Source organism: Streptomyces glomeratus (genome assembly GCF_021462825.1).
In the GTDB taxonomy this organism is placed as follows: Bacteria; Actinomycetota; Actinomycetes; order Streptomycetales; family Streptomycetaceae; genus Streptomyces; species Streptomyces glomeratus.
In genome coordinates, this window is sequence record NZ_JAKEEB010000034.1 from 55,983 (window position 1) to 72,766 (window position 16,784).

At 69.5% G+C, this 16,784-nt stretch carries 12 protein-coding genes; 9 read left to right on the plus strand and 3 right to left on the minus strand.

Translation table 11 applies throughout. The annotated features are described in order from the left end of the window. Positions 1–29 precede the first annotated feature (29 nt). Entirely contained in the window at positions 30–3,974 is a 3,945-nt protein-coding gene (eccCa, locus tag LZ604_RS28825) for a type VII secretion protein EccCa (protein ID WP_234518650.1), read from the minus strand. A gap of 289 nt (positions 3,975–4,263) precedes the next feature. Between eccCa and eccD the strand changes: the two genes are divergently transcribed. The 6 genes from eccD to LZ604_RS28855 all read left to right on the plus strand — a co-directional run bounded on the left by eccD (position 4,264) and on the right by LZ604_RS28855 (position 11,575). Beyond that, positions 4,264–5,721: a type VII secretion integral membrane protein EccD gene (eccD, locus tag LZ604_RS28830; RefSeq protein ID WP_234518652.1), complete on the plus strand. Its 1,458-nt coding sequence runs from the start codon at positions 4,264–4,266 to the stop codon at positions 5,719–5,721. A 401-nt stretch (positions 5,722–6,122) separates the two neighbouring features. After that, positions 6,123–6,413 carry a 30S ribosomal protein S15 gene (gene rpsO / locus LZ604_RS28835; protein ID WP_175409976.1) on the plus strand — a complete coding sequence of 97 codons (291 nt, stop codon included), beginning with the start codon at positions 6,123–6,125 and terminating at the stop codon, positions 6,411–6,413. Between the two features lie 328 nt (positions 6,414–6,741). Next, positions 6,742–8,961, plus strand: coding sequence for a polyribonucleotide nucleotidyltransferase (locus LZ604_RS28840; RefSeq protein WP_234518654.1), 2,220 nt, complete (start codon positions 6,742–6,744; stop codon positions 8,959–8,961). After that, entirely contained in the window at positions 8,958–10,337 is a 1,380-nt protein-coding gene (locus LZ604_RS28845) for a M16 family metallopeptidase (RefSeq protein WP_234518656.1), read from the plus strand. Before LZ604_RS28840 ends, LZ604_RS28845 begins: the two co-directional genes overlap by 4 nt. A 26-nt stretch (positions 10,338–10,363) precedes the next feature. After that, positions 10,364–11,116: a 4-hydroxy-tetrahydrodipicolinate reductase gene (gene dapB / locus LZ604_RS28850; protein ID WP_234518658.1), complete on the plus strand. Its 753-nt coding sequence runs from the start codon at positions 10,364–10,366 to the stop codon at positions 11,114–11,116. 6 nt (positions 11,117–11,122) lie between these two features. Continuing rightward, on the plus strand, positions 11,123–11,575 hold the full coding sequence (locus tag LZ604_RS28855; RefSeq protein WP_234518660.1) for a tetratricopeptide repeat protein: 453 nt from the start codon (positions 11,123–11,125) through the stop codon (positions 11,573–11,575). A 70-nt stretch (positions 11,576–11,645) separates the two neighbouring features. On the opposite strand, the gene LZ604_RS28860 is transcribed toward LZ604_RS28855, so the two are convergent. Continuing rightward, a complete protein-coding gene (locus tag LZ604_RS28860; protein WP_234518662.1) occupies positions 11,646–12,203 on the minus strand; it encodes an SCO5741 family PH domain-containing membrane protein in 558 nt (185 codons plus the stop codon). 112 nt (positions 12,204–12,315) lie between these two features. After that, a complete protein-coding gene (locus LZ604_RS28865) occupies positions 12,316–12,552 on the minus strand; it encodes a hypothetical protein (RefSeq protein ID WP_234518663.1) in 237 nt (78 codons plus the stop codon). A gap of 247 nt (positions 12,553–12,799) precedes the next feature. Here LZ604_RS28865 and thyX point away from each other — a divergent pair, with 247 nt between their 5' ends. The 3 genes from thyX (at position 12,800) to LZ604_RS28880 (ending at position 16,464) form a co-directional block, all read left to right on the plus strand. Then, positions 12,800–13,540, plus strand: coding sequence for an FAD-dependent thymidylate synthase (gene thyX / locus LZ604_RS28870; protein WP_234518666.1), 741 nt, complete (start codon positions 12,800–12,802; stop codon positions 13,538–13,540). Between the two features lie 211 nt (positions 13,541–13,751). After that, on the plus strand, positions 13,752–14,651 hold the full coding sequence (gene dapA / locus LZ604_RS28875; protein ID WP_234518668.1) for a 4-hydroxy-tetrahydrodipicolinate synthase: 900 nt from the start codon (positions 13,752–13,754) through the stop codon (positions 14,649–14,651). Between the two features lie 127 nt (positions 14,652–14,778). Further along, entirely contained in the window at positions 14,779–16,464 is a 1,686-nt protein-coding gene (locus LZ604_RS28880; protein ID WP_234518670.1) for a ribonuclease J, read from the plus strand. Positions 16,465–16,784 lie beyond the last annotated feature (320 nt).

Here is a 16,784-nt window from a genome sequence, read left to right on the forward strand (position 1 = left end):
CGACCGGGTCCTCCGTACTTGACGGAAGTTCAGAACCGAGCCGGAAGCCACCCGGTCTGGATCAGCTGCCCCCCACGCCGTCGCGTGTGGAAGTACCCGCGTCCGGGCGGCAGCTGCGACGGTGTGATGTTGCCGAGCAGCGCGCCCTCCGACCGGTCGCCGGAGAGCACGATGCCCTGGGCGCCCAGCTCCCGCAGGCGCTGCATCACCGGCTCGTACAGCGACCGGCTGGCGCCGCCCGAGGAACGCGCGATGATGACGCGCAGGCCGATGTCACGCGCGAAGGGAAGGTACTCGAGCAGCGGGGACAGCGGGTTCATGCCCGTCGCTACCAGGTCGTAGTCGTCGATGATGACGAACGCGTCCGGGCTGCTGTACCAGCTGCGGTTGCGCAGCTGCTCGGGTGTGACGTCCGGGCCCGGCATACGGCGGTGCATGGAGCCGGCCAGGCCCTCCAGCGTCTCCGTCAGGGCGGGCGCCGACGCGCAGTAGCGCGACAGGTGCGACTCCGGCACGCCCTCCAGGTGGGCGCGTCGGTAGTCACCCATGACGATCTTCGCCTTGTCCGGGCTGTAGCGCTCGGTGATCTGCTTGATGAGCAGCCTGAGCACCGCCGACTTCCCGGACTCGCTCTCGCCGAACACGATGAAGTGCGGGTCGGTCTCGAAGTCGACGAAGACCGGCGCGAGGGCCGACTCGTCGATGCCGATGGCGACACCGCGCTCCGGGTGCTGGAACCCCTGGGGCAGCCGGTCCGCCGGGAGCAGGGTGGGCAGCAGCCGTACGGCGGGAGCGTGGCTGCCCTGCCAGTTGTCGTTGACGCCGCGGACCAGGATCGTCGTCGCCTCCGACAGGTCCTTCGTCTCCGAGGAGCCGTCGACCCGGGGCAGCGCCGTCATGAAGTGCAGCTTGTCCAGGCTGAGGCCGCGGCCGGGCATGGTGCTGGGAACGTTCTGGGCGACCTTGCGGTCGATCTCCGACTCGGTCGGGTCGCCGAGCCGCAGCTCGATGCGGTTCTGCAGCATGTCCTTGAGCGCGGGCCGCACTTCGGTGTAGCGGCTGGCGGTGAGGATCACGTGCACACCGAAGCCGAGACCGCGCGTCGCGATGTCGGTGACGGCCGCCTCCAGCAGCTCGTAGTCCATCTTGAAGGTCGCCCAGCCGTCGATGACGAGGAAGACGTCGCCCCAGGGCTGGTCGGGCAGCAGCCCCGCGGCCCTGCGCTGGCGGTACGTCTGGATCGAGTCGATGTTGTTGGCGCGGAAGTACTCCTCGCGCGTGTTCAGGATGCCTTCGACCTCGCTGACCGTGCGGCGCACCTTCTCCGCGTCGAGCCGGTTGGCCACCCCGCCCACGTGGGCCAGCTCCTCCATCGCGATCAGGCTGCCACCGCCGAAGTCCAGGCAGTAGAACTGCACCTCGGCCGGCGTGTGGGTGAGGGCGAACGACGAGATGAGCGTGCGCAGCAGAGTCGACTTGCCGGACTGCGGACCGCCGATGAACAGACCGTGGCCCGCACCGCCGGAGAAGTCCCGGTACAGCACGTCGCGGCGCTGCTCGAACGGCTTGTCCACCAGGCCGACCGGCACATTGAGCCGGCCGAGGGCCGTGTACTCCGGCGCGGTCAGGCCGCGCTCCGGGGTGACGGCCAGCTGGGGGAGAAGCTGGTCCAGCGAGGGCGCCTCCTCGAGCGGGGGCAGCCACACCTGGTGGGCGGGCGGTCCCTGGTTGACCATCCTGCCCACGATGACGTCCAGGACGGTGTCGGCGAGCGCGTCGTCCACCCCGCTGCCGGCCTCCGGCTCCTCGACCACCGGCTGCGCGGGCAGCGCCACATGTCCGGCCGTGAACAGCGCGGGCCGCAGCTGGGTGGAGCGGTGCACCCGGGAGGGGCCCTCGCCGTGGTAAGGACCCGACACGTACGCGGCCTTGAAGCGGACCATGGTGTCGGTGTCGTACCGCAGATAGCCCGAGCCGGGGATCGACGGCAGGTGGTAGGCGTCAGGGACACCGATCGCCGTACGGGACTCGGCGGCGGAGAAGGTGCGCAGACCGATGCGGTAGGACAGATAGGTGTCCAGACCGCGCAGCTTGCCCTCCTCCAGGCGCTGCGACGCCAGCAGCAGATGCACACCCAGCGAGCGGCCGATACGGCCGATCTGGATGAACATGTCGATGAAGTCCGGCTTGGCGGTGAGGAGCTCGGAGAACTCGTCGAGCACGATCACCAGCGAGGCCATCGGCTCCAGGGCGGCACCCGCCGCCCGGGCCTTCTCGTAGTCGTGCAGGTTGGCGTAGTTGCCCGCCGTGCGCAGCAGCTCCTGACGGCGCTGCATCTCACCCGTGATGGCGTCGCGCATACGGTCGACGAGCGTGAGGTCGTCCGCGAGGTTGGTGATGACGGCCGCGGTGTGCGGCATGTCCGCCATGCCCGCGAAGGTCGCACCGCCCTTGAAGTCCGCGAGGATGAAGTTCAGGGTCTCCGAGGAGTGCGTCACCGCCAGACCGAGCACCAGCGTACGCAGGAGCTCCGACTTGCCGGAGCCGGTCGCGCCGACGCACAGGCCATGCGGGCCCATACCCTCCTGCGAGGCCTCCTTGAGGTCGAGCATGACCGGCTCGCCGTTCTCGCCGACACCGATCGGCACGCGCAGCCGTTCGTGCAGCGTGCGCGGACGCCAGGTGCGCGAGACGTCGACGGCGCCCGCGTCTCCGATGCCCATGAGGTCGGTGAAGTCCAGGTTGGACAGGAGGGGTTCACCCTCCTCCGCGGTGCCGACCCGGAAGGGCGCGAGCTGCCGGGCCAGGGACTCGGCCTGCGCCGCGTTCAGCACATCGGGCTTGCCGGTGTAGGCGGACTCGTGGCCGACGTACAGCCGCATGCTGTCGGGCTTCACATAGACCGTCAGACCGGCGCGCAGTTCCTCCTCCAGCTCGCCCGGGGCGATCTCGAGGAAGGTGACGCCCTGGAGGCCCTCGACACTGGCCAGTTCCGAGTCCGGCGGCACCGTGCCGCCGTCGAGCAGCACGATCAGGTGCGGCTGGTCGTACACCGGGGTCGCGTCCCGGTTCCAGCGGGGCCTGTCGGCCAGCTGGTCCGCCAGCGCCTCCTCCAGCTCCCCGAGGTCGTCGAAGAGGAGCCGGGCCGAGCCCGCTCCGTCCTTGGCCTTCGGGTGCTGGGTGTGCGGAAGCCACTTGATCCAGTCCCAGTCGGCGGCCGCGGAGGGGTGCGCCACCACGGCGACCATCAGGTCCTCCGGCGAATGCAGCGTCGTCAGCTGGGCGAGGGTGGCACGGGCGTTGCCGTAGACCGTGTCGGTGTCTCCGCACACCGTCACGTGGTAGAAGGCGCGCAGCGAGACGGAGACGGGCAGATCGGACAGGCTGCCGTGGGCGTCGAGGAAGGCCTTCATGGCCGCCGCGGTCAGCGGCTCGAGCTCCTCCTTGGGCGCGGTCTCCGGGGCGACGAGCGGAGTGTTCAGCTGCTGGGTGCCGCGGCCTATCCGCACGGAGGCGAAGTCCGCGTCGGTCGGGCGCCGCTCCCACAGCCGCCTGCCGTCGACCGCGAGCGCCCACAGCTGCTCGGGATCGGGATGCTGGAAGAGCTGGCTGCGCCGCTGCAGATCGGCGGTCTTGTGCACGTCCTTGCGGACCTGCTCGAGATAGCGGAAATAGTCACGCCGGTCCTGGGCCATACCGGCGCCGCCGCCCTGCCGGGACTTGGCGAACTGGGCGATCGCCATGGCCAGGGTCGAGGCCAGCATCAGCCCGCCGACCACCCTCATGTAGGAGGGCAGACCCGGCATGAAGAAGAAGCCGACGGAACCCAGCATGCCCATCATGGGCAGCAGGGTCATCAGCATGCTCTCTTCGCCCTCTCGCGGAATCTCGGGCGGCGCCTCGAGTCTGACCTCGCCGTCCGGGACGACCGGGGGCGCTGTCCGCGGCGGTCGTTTGATGATGACGACGCTCACCGATGCACTCATCCTTCGCGATTGATACGTCTTGGCACCGACGCCCCCGTGTATCGCGACCTGTTCTCGTTCGCGTAGGCGTCGTCCGCGCAGGCGTTGATCCTACTGATGCGGGAAGTGGCCCAGAGCGTCAGGACGATGGAGATGCCTGGGGGGTCCTGGGGGAAAAGAGGTAGGCAGGCCCTGTGCCTCCGGCGGCAGCGGATAGGGTGGCGCTCCGTGTCGCACATGCGGCGTGAAGACGTGAAAATGACGTGAAGAAGCCTTGTCTAGCAGAGGGAACTACCAGGTGAGCACGGGGACTTCGACAGGTTTCTGCCGAATCACCATCGCAGCGCCGGACAGCCGTGTCGATGTCGCGCTGCCGGAGGACCTGCCGATCCAGGACCTCTTTCCCGAGATCGTGAGGCTCTCGGGCCTGGTCCAGCCGGAGACCAGCCCTGCCGGCTACCACCTCGTACGCCGTGAGGGCCAAGTGCTCGACGCGAGCCGGTCGTTGCTCGAGCACCGGGTCCGCGACGGCGAAGTGCTGCTGCTGCGGACCTTCGCCGATTCGCTGCCGCCGGCCGTTCACGACGACGTGGTGGACGCGATCGCGGCCGCGGTCAAGCAGGACATGCGCAGCTGGAACGACAACCTGATGCGGATGGCCGGTCTCGTCTCCGGCGCGCTGCTGCTGGTCATGCTGGGCTTCGTCTTCTGGTTCGCGGATCCGGTACGGCACGACATGCACGGCCTTCAGGGCATCCTCGCCGGCGTGGTCGCACTCGCCCTGACGGCACTGGCCGGTGTGCGGGCCAGGGTGTACGACGATCGTGGGTCCGCCGTCGCACTCGGCGTCTCGGCCCTGCCGCACGCACTCATCGCGGGCTCCGGTGTCATCCCCCAGCACGCGGGTGATGGTCCCGGCAGGATCCAGTTCCTCGTCGGCTGCGTCGCCGTGCTGCTCTGCTCCATCGTGCTGATCATGCTGCTGCCGCAGGGAGACGCGCCCTTCGTGGCCGCAGCGCTGGCCGCCGCGATCGGCACACTCGCGGTCTTCTGCGGTGTGCTCACCGGCGCGAAGCCACGCGAGATCGCCGCGGGCACCTCGGTCGTCGCGCTGGCCGTCGTCGGTTTCCTGCCCGGCTGGTCGGCTCGCTTCGCCAAGCTGCCCATCGGTTTCCGCAACCCGGAGGACCTGGCCCGGGCGCGTCGCGAGGGCCAGGAGGGCGACCTGGAGGCCGTCGACGTCCAGCGCATCGTCGCCCAGACCAGCCGGGGCCACGAACTGCTGCTCGGGCTGGTCGGCGGCTGTGCCGCCGTCGTCATCGGCGCGAGTGGAGCGGTGCTCGGCTTCAGTGACAGCGGCTGGGCCCAGCTGCTCGCCCTCTGCTCCGGCCTCGCCGCGATGCTGCGGGCCCGCCTGTTCCGGTACACCGCCCAGGTGACGTGCCTGTTCGTGGCCGGTGTCGTCACGCTCGGCCTGCTGGTCCTGGGCCTCGCCATCTCGCCCCCGACCGACATCCTCATCGAGCTCGCCCAGGGCAACTCCGGTCCCGTGGACATACGGACCCTGTGGCTCGGCGCCTCGGTCGCGGCCGGTGTGCTGCTCCTCATCGCGATCGCCCTGATCGTGCCGCAGAAGGGGCTCTCCCCGTTCTGGGGCCGCATGCTCGATCTCGCGGACTCCCTGGTGCTGCTGTCCCTGGTCCCGGTCTGCCTGGCCGTCCTCGACGTCTACGGCAAGGTCCGGGGCGGGGTCTGAGGGCCGCTCGGCGGCCGATGGCGCAGGGGCGAGCGAGAGCTGCCGGGGATGTGAGACTTGCGTCGTCGGGCTTGCCGCCACGGGCTTCGGCTTCCGGCTGCTGAGACTCTGCCGCCGGTGGCCGGTGGCCGGTGGCCGGTGGCCGGTGGCCGGTGTGGCCTGAGGCCTGATGGCCCCCTAGCCCTCGTCCCGGACCCGGGCCGGGCTGCCGCTGCGGGGCTGGTACGCTGTGTGACGGCCGTTTGTGTACGCACCCCCGGACCCCGCCCAAGCCCCCCAAGGGGCCGTCAGGGATCTGGAGGCCGCGCCCAGCGGATCCCCGCCTTCCGAGTCATGGAAGTTCTCCTGAGAAGAAGACCAGGAGCGCTCGGTGGCATTCATGAAGACTACGAGGAGTACGCGTGTCGCTCGACGCCGCTACGAAGAAGCAGATCATGGCCGAGTTCGGTACCAAGGAGGGCGACACCGGCTCCCCCGAGGTCCAGGTCGCGCTGCTGTCCCGCCGTATCTCGGACCTGACCGAGCACCTCAAGACCCACAAGCACGACCACCACTCCCGCCGTGGTCTGCTGATCCTGGTCGGTCAGCGTCGCCGCCTGCTGCAGTACCTGGCCAAGAAGGACATCCAGCGCTTCCGTACGCTGGTCGACCGCCTCGGCATCCGCCGCGGTGCGGCCGGCGGCGCCAAGTAAGACGCCGTGAAGGGAGCGGTTCCCGTGCGAAGGGGGCCGCTCCCTTTGCTGTACGTGCGGACTGTCACTACCGCTTTGTAGTGTGGTAGCACAACGCAAGAAGACGTACGACACCGTGAGAGTGGCGCCCGGAGGCACCGGGCGCGAACCCGCACACCGAACGAGGAGAAGCGCACCTCGCCGCCGCCGGTCCTCGGTAGTGGCCCCCGGGGGGAAGTGAGCCCCGGGTGCTTCGATCGAAGACCGGCCCGCACCAGACGGCGCGCTTCTCCGCCAGCGTCCCCCTGCCACACGGGCAGCCAGGGACGAAGACGAGGAGAAAACGCTAGTGGAGAACGAGACCCACTACGCCGAGGCCGTCATCGACAACGGCTCTTTCGGCACCCGTACCATCCGCTTCGAGACGGGCCGCCTGGCCAAGCAGGCCGCCGGCTCCGCCGTCGCGTATCTGGACGACGACACGATGGTCCTGTCGGCCACCACCGCGTCCAAGAGCCCCAAGGACCAGCTCGACTTCTTCCCGCTGACGGTCGACGTCGAGGAGCGGATGTACGCGGCCGGGAAGATCCCCGGTTCCTTCTTCCGCCGTGAGGGCCGTCCGTCCGAGGACGCCATCCTCACCTGCCGGCTCATCGACCGCCCGCTGCGCCCGTCCTTCAAGAAGGGCCTGCGCAACGAGATCCAGGTCGTCGCCACCGTCATGGCGCTCAACCCCGACCACCTGTACGACGTCGTGGCGATCAACGCCGCGTCCGCGTCCACGCAGCTGGCAGGTCTGCCCTTCTCCGGCCCGATCGGCGGCGTCCGCGTCGCGCTGATCAGCGGCCAGTGGGTCGCCTTCCCGACGCACTCCGAGCTGGAGAACGCCGTCTTCGACATGGTCGTCGCGGGCCGCGTCCTGGAGGACGGCGACGTCGCGATCATGATGGTCGAGGCCGAGGCCACCGAGCAGACCATCAAGCTCACCCAGAACGGCGCCGAGGCGCCCACCGAGGAGGTCGTCGCCGCCGGTCTGGACGCCGCGAAGCCCTTCATCAAGGTGCTCTGCAAGGCCCAGGCGGACCTCGCCGCGAAGGCCGCCAAGCCGACCGCCGAGTTCCCGATCTTCCTCGACTACCAGGACGACGTCCTGGAGGCGCTGACCGCCGCCGTCCGCCCCGAGCTGGCCCAGGCGCTCACCATCGCCGGCAAGCAGGAGCGCGAGAGCGAGCTGGACCGCGTCAAGCAGCTCGCCGCCGAGAAGCTCCTGCCGGAGTTCGAGGGCCGCGAGAAGGAGATCTCCGCCGCGTACCGCGCGCTGACCAAGCAGCTGGTCCGCGAGCGCGTCATCAAGGAGAAGAAGCGCATCGACGGCCGCGGTGTCACCGACATCCGCACCCTGGCCGCCGAGGTCGAGGCCATCCCGCGGGTGCACGGCTCGGCGCTGTTCGAGCGCGGCGAGACCCAGATCCTGGGCGTCACCACGCTGAACATGCTGCGCATGGAGCAGCAGCTCGACACCCTCTCCCCGGTGACGCGCAAGCGCTACATGCACAACTACAACTTCCCGCCGTACTCCACGGGTGAGACCGGCCGCGTCGGCTCCCCGAAGCGCCGCGAGATCGGCCACGGCGCCCTCGCCGAGCGCGCCCTGGTCCCGGTCCTGCCGTCGCGCGAGGAGTTCCCCTACGCGATCCGTCAGGTGTCCGAGGCCCTCGGCTCCAACGGCTCGACGTCCATGGGCTCGGTGTGCGCCTCCACCATGTCGCTGCTGAACGCCGGTGTGCCGCTGAAGGCCCCGGTCGCCGGTATCGCCATGGGCCTGATCTCCCAGGAGATCGACGGCGAGACGCACTACGTGACGCTGACCGACATCCTCGGCGCCGAGGACGCCTTCGGCGACATGGACTTCAAGGTCGCCGGCACCAAGGAGTTCGTGACCGCCCTCCAGCTCGACACCAAGCTGGACGGCATCCCGGCCTCGGTCCTGGCCGCCGCGCTGAAGCAGGCCCGTGACGCGCGTCTGCACATCCTCGACGTGATGACGGAGGCCATCGACCGTCCGGACGAGATGTCCCCGACCGCCCCGCGGATCATCACCGTCAAGATCCCGGTCGACAAGATCGGTGAGGTCATCGGCCCCAAGGGCAAGATGATCAACCAGATCCAGGAGGACTCCGGCGCCGAGATCACCATCGAGGACGACGGCACGATCTACATCGGCGCGGCCGACGGCCCGTCCGCCGAGGCCGCCCGCGCGGCGATCAACGCCATCGCCAACCCGACCATGCCGGAGGTCGGCGAGCGCTACCTGGGCACGGTCGTGAAGACGACCACCTTCGGCGCGTTCGTCTCGCTGCTCCCGGGCAAGGACGGTCTGCTGCACATCTCGCAGATCCGCAAGCTCGCCGGCGGCAAGCGCGTGGAGAACGTCGAGGACGTGGTCGGCGTGGGCCAGAAGGTCCAGGTCGAGATCGCCGAGATCGACTCCCGCGGCAAGCTCTCCCTCATCCCGGTGATCGAGGGCGAGGAAGCGTCCGACGAGACGAAGGACGACACCGACAAGTGACGTCCCGTGGCTCCAAGGCGACGGCCCGCACCTCCCCGGAGGCGCGGGCCGTCGCCCGTACCCAAACTCTCATCAAGGGCATGAACGGCATCGGTACCGTCCGCAAGACCACCCTTCCGGGTGGGCTGCGCGTCGTGACCGAGACCCTGCCCTCGGTGCGCTCCGCCACCTTCGGCATCTGGGCGCACGTCGGCTCCCGCGACGAGACGCCGGCCCTGAACGGTGCCACGCACTACCTCGAGCACCTTCTCTTCAAGGGCACCCAGCGGCGCAGTGCGCTGGACATCTCGTCCGCGATCGACGCGGTCGGCGGCGAGATGAACGCGTTCACGGCGAAGGAGTACACGTGCTACTACGCGCGCGTGCTCGACACCGACCTGCCGCTGGCGATCGACGTCGTCTGCGACATGCTCACCGGCTCACTGATCCGCGAGGAGGACGTCGACGTCGAACGCGGCGCGATCCTCGAGGAAATCGCGATGACGGAGGACGACCCGGGTGACTGTGTGCACGACCTGTTCGCGCACACGATGCTCGGCGACACCCCGCTCGGCCGCCCGGTCCTCGGCACGGTGGACACGGTCAACGCCCTGTCCGCGGACCGTATCCGCCGCTTCTACCGGAAGCACTACGACCCCAGGCACCTGGTGGTCGCGTGCGCCGGCAACGTCGACCACAACAAGGTCGTACGCCAGGTGCGTGCCGCTTTCGAGAAGGCCGGGGCACTCACGCAGTCGGACGCCGCGCCCCTCGGACCGCGCGACGGCCGCCGGGCCATCCGCACCGCCGGCCGGGTCGAGCTGCTGTCCCGCAAGACCGAGCAGGCGCACGTCGTCCTCGGCATGCCCGGCCTCGCCCGCACCGACGAGCGCCGCTGGGCCCTCGGGGTGCTGAACACGGCGCTCGGCGGCGGCATGTCGTCCCGCCTGTTCCAGGAGGTCCGGGAGAAGCGGGGCCTGGCCTACAGCGTGTACTCGTACACGTCCGGTTTCGCCGACTGCGGCCTCTTCGGCGTGTACGCGGGCTGCCGCCCGAACCAGGTGCACGACGTGCTGAAGATCTGCCGGGACGAGCTGGACCATGTGGCCGAGCACGGTCTGTCGGACGACGAGATCACCCGCGCCATCGGTCAGCTGCGCGGCTCCACGGTCCTCGGGCTGGAGGACACCGGCGCGCTGATGAACCGTATCGGCAAGAGCGAGCTGTGCTGGGGCGACCAGATGTCCGTGGACGACATGCTGGCGCGGATAGCGGGGGTCACCCCGGACGACGTCCGGTCGGTGGCCCGGGACGTCCTCGGACAGCGGCCCTCGCTGTCGGTCATCGGCCCGGTGAAGGACAAGCAGGCGTCCCGTCTGCACGACGCGGTCGCGTAATCCCCTGCGGTAAGGAAGCAAGAGAGATGAGCAAGCTGCGCGTGGCGGTCCTGGGCGCCAAGGGCCGGATCGGTGCGGAGGCGGTACGGGCCGTCGAATCCGCCGAGGACATGGAACTGGTGGCCGCCCTCGGCCGGGGCGACAGGCTGGAGACCCTCGTCGACACGGGTGCCCAGGTGGCGGTGGAGCTGACCACGCCGGCCTCGGTGATGGGCAACCTCGACTTCTGCGTACGGCACGGCATCCACGCCGTGGTGGGCACGACGGGCTGGACCGACGAGCGCCTCGCACAGCTGCGGGGCTGGCTGGCCCAGTCGCCGGAGACGGGCGTCCTCATCGCCCCGAACTTCTCCATCGGCGCCGTGCTGACCATGAAGTTCGCCGAGGCGGCCGCCCCGTACTTCGAGTCCGTCGAGGTCATCGAGCTGCACCACCCGAACAAGGTCGACGCCCCCAGCGGCACCGCCACGCGCACCGCGCAGCTGATCGCCGCCGCGCGGCAGAAGGCGGGCAGCCCCCCGCAGCCCGACGCGACGGTGACGGCCCTGGACGGCGCCCGCGGGGCCGACGTCGACGGCGTCCCGGTGCACGCGGTCCGCCTGCGCGGCCTGCTCGCTCATCAGGAGGTGCTGCTCGGCGGCGAGGGCGAGACCCTCACCATCCGCCATGACTCGCTGCACCACAGCAGCTTCATGCCGGGCGTCCTGCTCGGCGCCCGCCGCGTCGTGACCACCCCGGGCCTCACCTTCGGCCTGGAACACTTCCTCGACCTGAAGTAGCCGTCCATGCGCGCGAAGATCACCTACGCCGTCACGGCCGCCGTCCTGGTCGTCTACTTCGTCCTGGTCGGCAGCCGCGGCGTGCTCCTGATCCAGAACGGCACCGCGGTCACCGTTCCCTTCGGCATCGCGGTACTGATCCTGCCGGTCATCGGCGTCTGGTTCCTGTGGCAGAACACCCGGTTCGTCCGCAAGGCCAACCGGCTCGCCGCCGAGCTGGACGCCGAGGGCGGTCTGCCCGTCGACGAGCTCAGGCGCACTCCCAGCGGCCGGATCGACCGGGACTCGGCCGACGAGGTCTTCGCCCGGCGCAGGGCGGAGACGGAGGCGGCCCCGGACGACTGGCGCAGCTGGTTCCGGCTGGCCATCGCCTACCACGACGCCCATGACACGCCCCGCGCGCGCAAGGCGATGCAGCGGGCGATCGCCCTGCGCGAGGGCAGGCCGGTCGCGCCCTGAGACGCCGAAGGGGCCGTCCCGCATCGGCGGGACGGCCCCTTCGGCGTAGCGCCTCGGGCCCGGTGGCGCCTCAGGCCCTGCCGTACTCCGCGGCCCACGCCTCGACCGTGTCCGCCGCCCGGTCGAAAGCCTCCGGGCGCGCCAGGAAGTCGGCGCCGTGCGTGGTCAGCAGGGGCGGGAGGTCCTCGGCCGGACGGCCCTTGCGTACGAGGACCAGCGCCTGCCCCTGCACCGTGCGCGGAAGCCCGAGCCAGCGCACCGGCTGCTGCACCGTCCGCACCGAGACGACCCGCTCCCAGGGCGTCGTGCGCGTGCCGAAGAAGGCCACCCGGCGCAGCCCGCGCGCGCTCACCCACACACCCATGCGCAGCAGCCGCAGGGCTCCGGCGACGACGGCCAGCGCGATGGCGAGGACCGTGGCGGACCCGGTCAGCGTGCCGGTGAGTGCGATGACGACGGCAGCGAAGAGCACGTAAGAGGCCAGGAGCAGCAGGAGCGCGGCCGTGCCCACCCGCACGGGACCGGGACGGTAGGGGCGCCGCCAGCGGTCGCGGTCGTCGTACGGCAGCGGAAGATCGTCCGCTGCCTGCTCGTAAGCACGGTCGGCCGTCAGAAAGGACAGGGGCACGGCTGATCCTCACTCGCTCATGGGGCTGTGCCCGGTGAGGCTATCGAGCCGTGTCCTTGGTCACCACCCTTGGGGGGCCGGGGGAGTGCCTCCCCGCCGGCCGGGCGGAGCGTCAGCGTCCGTCCGAGGCCTCGGAGTGCTGCGTGGCCGTGGGTGACTGGTGCGCCATCGAGGGCGTGCCTATGACCAGGGCGCCCACGAGGCCGGCCACGATGGTGAGCCCCATCAGCCAGCGCCCGGCCATCTGACCGACCGAGGCACGCTCGCGGGGCGGGGGAGTGACATTGCTGCGGAAGGGGTCGGCTTCGGCGAGGAAGGCGAACGGTACGGGTTCGCGCCGACGGAACATGGGGAGCGCTTCTCCTCTTGCTGGCTCGTAGGGACCGGGGTTCCCCGGGCTTGCTGAAGACCGGGTGACCCGAACGGGGCGTCGTCACTCATACAGACGCACGGAGGCGCCGGAAGGTGCCCTCTTTCGCCGATTTCGCCGAACTTCGCCGACTAATGTCGTGGCCCGGCACCGAACGCCCCGTTGTCGGTGCCGGGCCGTAGAGTGGGCGCCGCCCGAGCTTGTGATGGGAAGGACCTTCTACGCCGTGACCGACACCCCCGCCGACGACCTCAAGCCCAGCTTCCGCAGCGATGTCACCGTCGAGCTGGTCAAGCACAGCGCCGCCGACTCCGATGTGCTGTGGGCCGCCCGTGTCTCCACCGCCGGCGAGCAGTCCCTCGACGAGCTGGGGAAGGACCCGGAGCGCTCCAAGGGGCTGATCAACTATCTGATGCGGGACCGGCACGGCAGCCCGTTCGAGCACAACTCGATGACGTTCTTCATCAGCGCCCCGATCTTCGTCTTCCGCGAGTTCATGCGGCACCGCGTGGGCTGGTCGTACAACGAGGAGAGCGGGCGCTACCGCGAGCTCCAGCCCGTCTTCTACGTCCCCGACGAGTCCCGCAAGCTCGTGCAGCAGGGCCGCCCCGGCCAGTACCGGTTCGTCGAGGGCACCCAGGCGCAGCAGGAGCTGGTCGGCCGCGTCATGGAGGACGCGTACGTGCACGCGTACGAGGCGTACCGGGAGATGCTCGCGGCCGGTGTCGCCCGCGAGGTCGCCCGTTCGGTCCTCCCGGTCGGCCTGTTCTCGTCGATGTACGCGACCTGCAACGCCCGCTCGCTCATGCACTTCCTCGGCCTGCGCACCCAGCACGAGCTGGCCAGGGTGCCCTCCTTCCCGCAGCGGGAGATCGAGATGGTCGGCGAGAAGATGGAGGCGGAGTGGGCCAGGCTCATGCCCCTCACCTACGCCGCCTTCAACGCCAACGGGCGCGTGGCCCCGTAATGCAGCGCCTGTTCACCGGCCGGGCACAGATGTGCGGTCAGCCGAGCGAAGTGTCCGTATTGCGGCATTTCGAGAAGTTCATCTAGCCTGATCAAACGGACCCGGCACTGCTTGAACCCCCGAGCAGGCAGTGCCGGGTCCCACCTTTGTCAGGACTTTCCCCGAACCCCGAGGGCAGACCTCGCCCTGAGCAACGAGTAGCGTGTATGCCATGGCTCCGACCTCCACTCCGCAGATCCCCTTCGGGCGGATCCTCACCGCCATGGTCACGCCGTTCACGGCGGACGGCGCACTCGACCTCGACGGCGCGCAGCGGCTCGCCACCCACCTGGTGGACGCAGGCAACGACGGCCTGATCATCAACGGCACCACCGGCGAGTCCCCCACCACCAGCGACGCGGAGAAATCGGAGCTCGTCCGAGCCGTCCTGGAGGCGGTCGGCGACCGCGCCCACATCGTGGCCGGTGTCGGCACCAACGACACCCACCACAGCATCGAGCTGGCGCGCGCGGCGCAGAAGGCCGGCGCACACGGACTGCTGACCGTGACGCCGTACTACAACAAGCCCCCTCAGGAGGGCCTGTACCGGCACTTCAAGGCCATCGCCGACGCCACCGAGCTGCCGGTCATGCTCTACGACATCCCGGGCCGCAGCGGCGTCCCGATCACCACCGAGACGATCGTCCGCCTCGCCGAGCACCCCCGGATCGTCGCCAACAAGGACGCCAAGGGCGACCTCGGCCGCGCCAGCTGGGCCATCGCCCAGTCCGGCCTCGCCTGGTACTCCGGCGACGACATGCTCAACCTCCCCCTGCTCTCGGTGGGCGCGGTGGGCTTCGTCTCGGTCGTGGGCCATGTCGTCACGCCCGAGCTGCGGGCGATGGCCGAGGCCCACGTCAGCGGCGACGTCCAGAAGGCCCTGGAGATCCACCAGAAGCTGCTCCCGGTCTTCACCGGCATGTTCCGCACCCAGGGCGTCATGACCACCAAGGCCGCGCTCGCGCTCCAGGGGCTGCCCGCGGGACCGCTGCGCCCGCCCATGGTCGAGCTCTCGCCCGAGGAGACCGCCCAGCTCAAGATCGATCTTGCCGCCGGCGGGGTAGAGCTCTGACAAAGACTTCACAACTGAATAGGCAGGACCAAGGTGCCTGCACCCACCACAACAATTGCTTTTGCACGAACGTCACGCGCGCCACGTGCCCCTACCGGTACGTGGCGTGCGTGGTGAGGAGAGTCTTTTGAGTCATCCGCATCCTGAACTCGGCCCGCCGCCGAAGCTCCCTGAAGGCGGCCTGAGGGTCACCCCGCTCGGCGGCCTCGGGGAAATCGGCCGGAACATGACCGTCTTCGAGTACGGCGGCCGTCTGCTGATCGTCGACTGCGGAGTGCTCTTCCCGGAGGAGGAGCAGCCCGGAATCGACCTGATCCTGCCCGACTTCTCGTCGATCCGTGATCGTCTGGACGACGTGGAGGGCATCGTCCTCACACACGGCCACGAGGATCACATCGGAGGTGTCCCGTACCTGCTGCGGGAGAAGCCGGACATCCCGCTGATCGGCTCCAAGCTGACCCTCGCGCTGATCGAGGCGAAGCTCCAGGAGCACCGCATCCGTCCCTACACCCTCGAGGTCGCCGAGGGCGGGCGGGAGCGGGTCGGCCCCTTCGACTGCGAGTTCATCGCGGTCAACCACTCCATTCCGGACGCTCTCGCGGTCGCGATCCGGACCCCCGCCGGCATGGTCGTCCACACCGGCGACTTCAAGATGGACCAGCTGCCGCTGGACAACCGGCTGACCGACCTCCACGCGTTCGCACGGCTGAGTGAGGAAGGCATCGACCTTCTCCTCACGGACTCCACCAACGCCGAGGTCCCCGGGTTCACCCCGCACGAGCGCGACATCTCCAACGTCCTGCGCCAGGTCTTCGCGGGCGCCCGCAAGCGGATCATCGTGGCGAGTTTCGCCAGCCACGTCCACCGCATTCAGCAGATTCTGGACGCCGCGCACGAGTACGGCCGCCGGGTCGCCTTCGTGGGCCGCTCCATGGTCCGCAACATGGGCATCGCCCGGGACCTCGGATACCTGAAGGTGCCGCCCGGTCTGGTGGTGGACGTCAAGACACTGGACGACCTGCCCGACGGCGAGGTCGTGCTCGTGTGCACGGGTTCGCAGGGCGAGCCGATGGCGGCCCTGTCGCGGATGGCGAACCGGGACCACCAGATCCGCATCGTCCAGGGCGACACGGTGATCCTGGCGTCCTCGCTGATCCCCGGCAACGAGAACGCGGTGTACCGCGTGATCAACGGCCTGACCCGCTGGGGCGCCAACGTCGTCCACAAGGGCAACGCCAAGGTGCACGTCTCCGGCCACGCGTCCGCGGGCGAGCTGCTGTACTTCTACAACATCTGCCGCCCGAAGAACCTGATGCCGGTCCACGGCGAATGGCGCCATCTGCGGGCGAACGCCGAACTGGGCGCGCTCACGGGTGTCCCGCACGACCGGATCGTCATCGCCGAGGACGGCATCGCCGTCGACCTCGTCGAGGGCAAGGCGAGGATCTCCGGCAAGGTCCAGGCCGGATACGTGTACGTCGACGGCCTCTCGGTCGGTGACGTGGGGGAGCCGGCCCTCAAGGACCGCAAGATCCTCGGCGACGAGGGCATCATCTCGGTCTTCGTGGTGGTGGACGCCTCGACGGGCAAGATCACGGGCGGCCCCCATATGCAGGCCCGTGGCTCGGGCATCGACGACTCGGCGTTCGGCGATGTGATCCCGAAGATCACGGAGGTGCTGGAGCGGTCCGCGCAGGACGGCGTGGTCGAGCCCCACCAGCTGCAACAGCTCATCCGGCGGACCCTCGGCAAGTGGGTCTCGGACACCTACCGGCGCAGGCCGATGATCCTGCCCGTGGTGGTTGAGGTCTGACAGACCGTCAAGTCCTCCCGCAGATGAACCTGGAGCGAGGCCCCTCGATTTGCATCGGGGCGCCTCGCTCCAGTACGTTTACGGCTCGCCAGCGGGGGAACCCGGCGCCATCGAGCGTCAGGGACCGGCCCCGGCAGGGTGGAAATTCCGACTCAGAATCTCTGATAAAGTCGGAGCCGCCGGAAAGGGAAACGCGAGAGCGGGAACCTGGAAAGCACCGAGGAAATCGGGCCGAGAAAAGGTCTGATAGAGTCGGAAACACCGAAGGGAAGCGCCCGGAGGAAAGCCTGAGAGAGTCTCTCGGGTGAGTACGAAGGAAG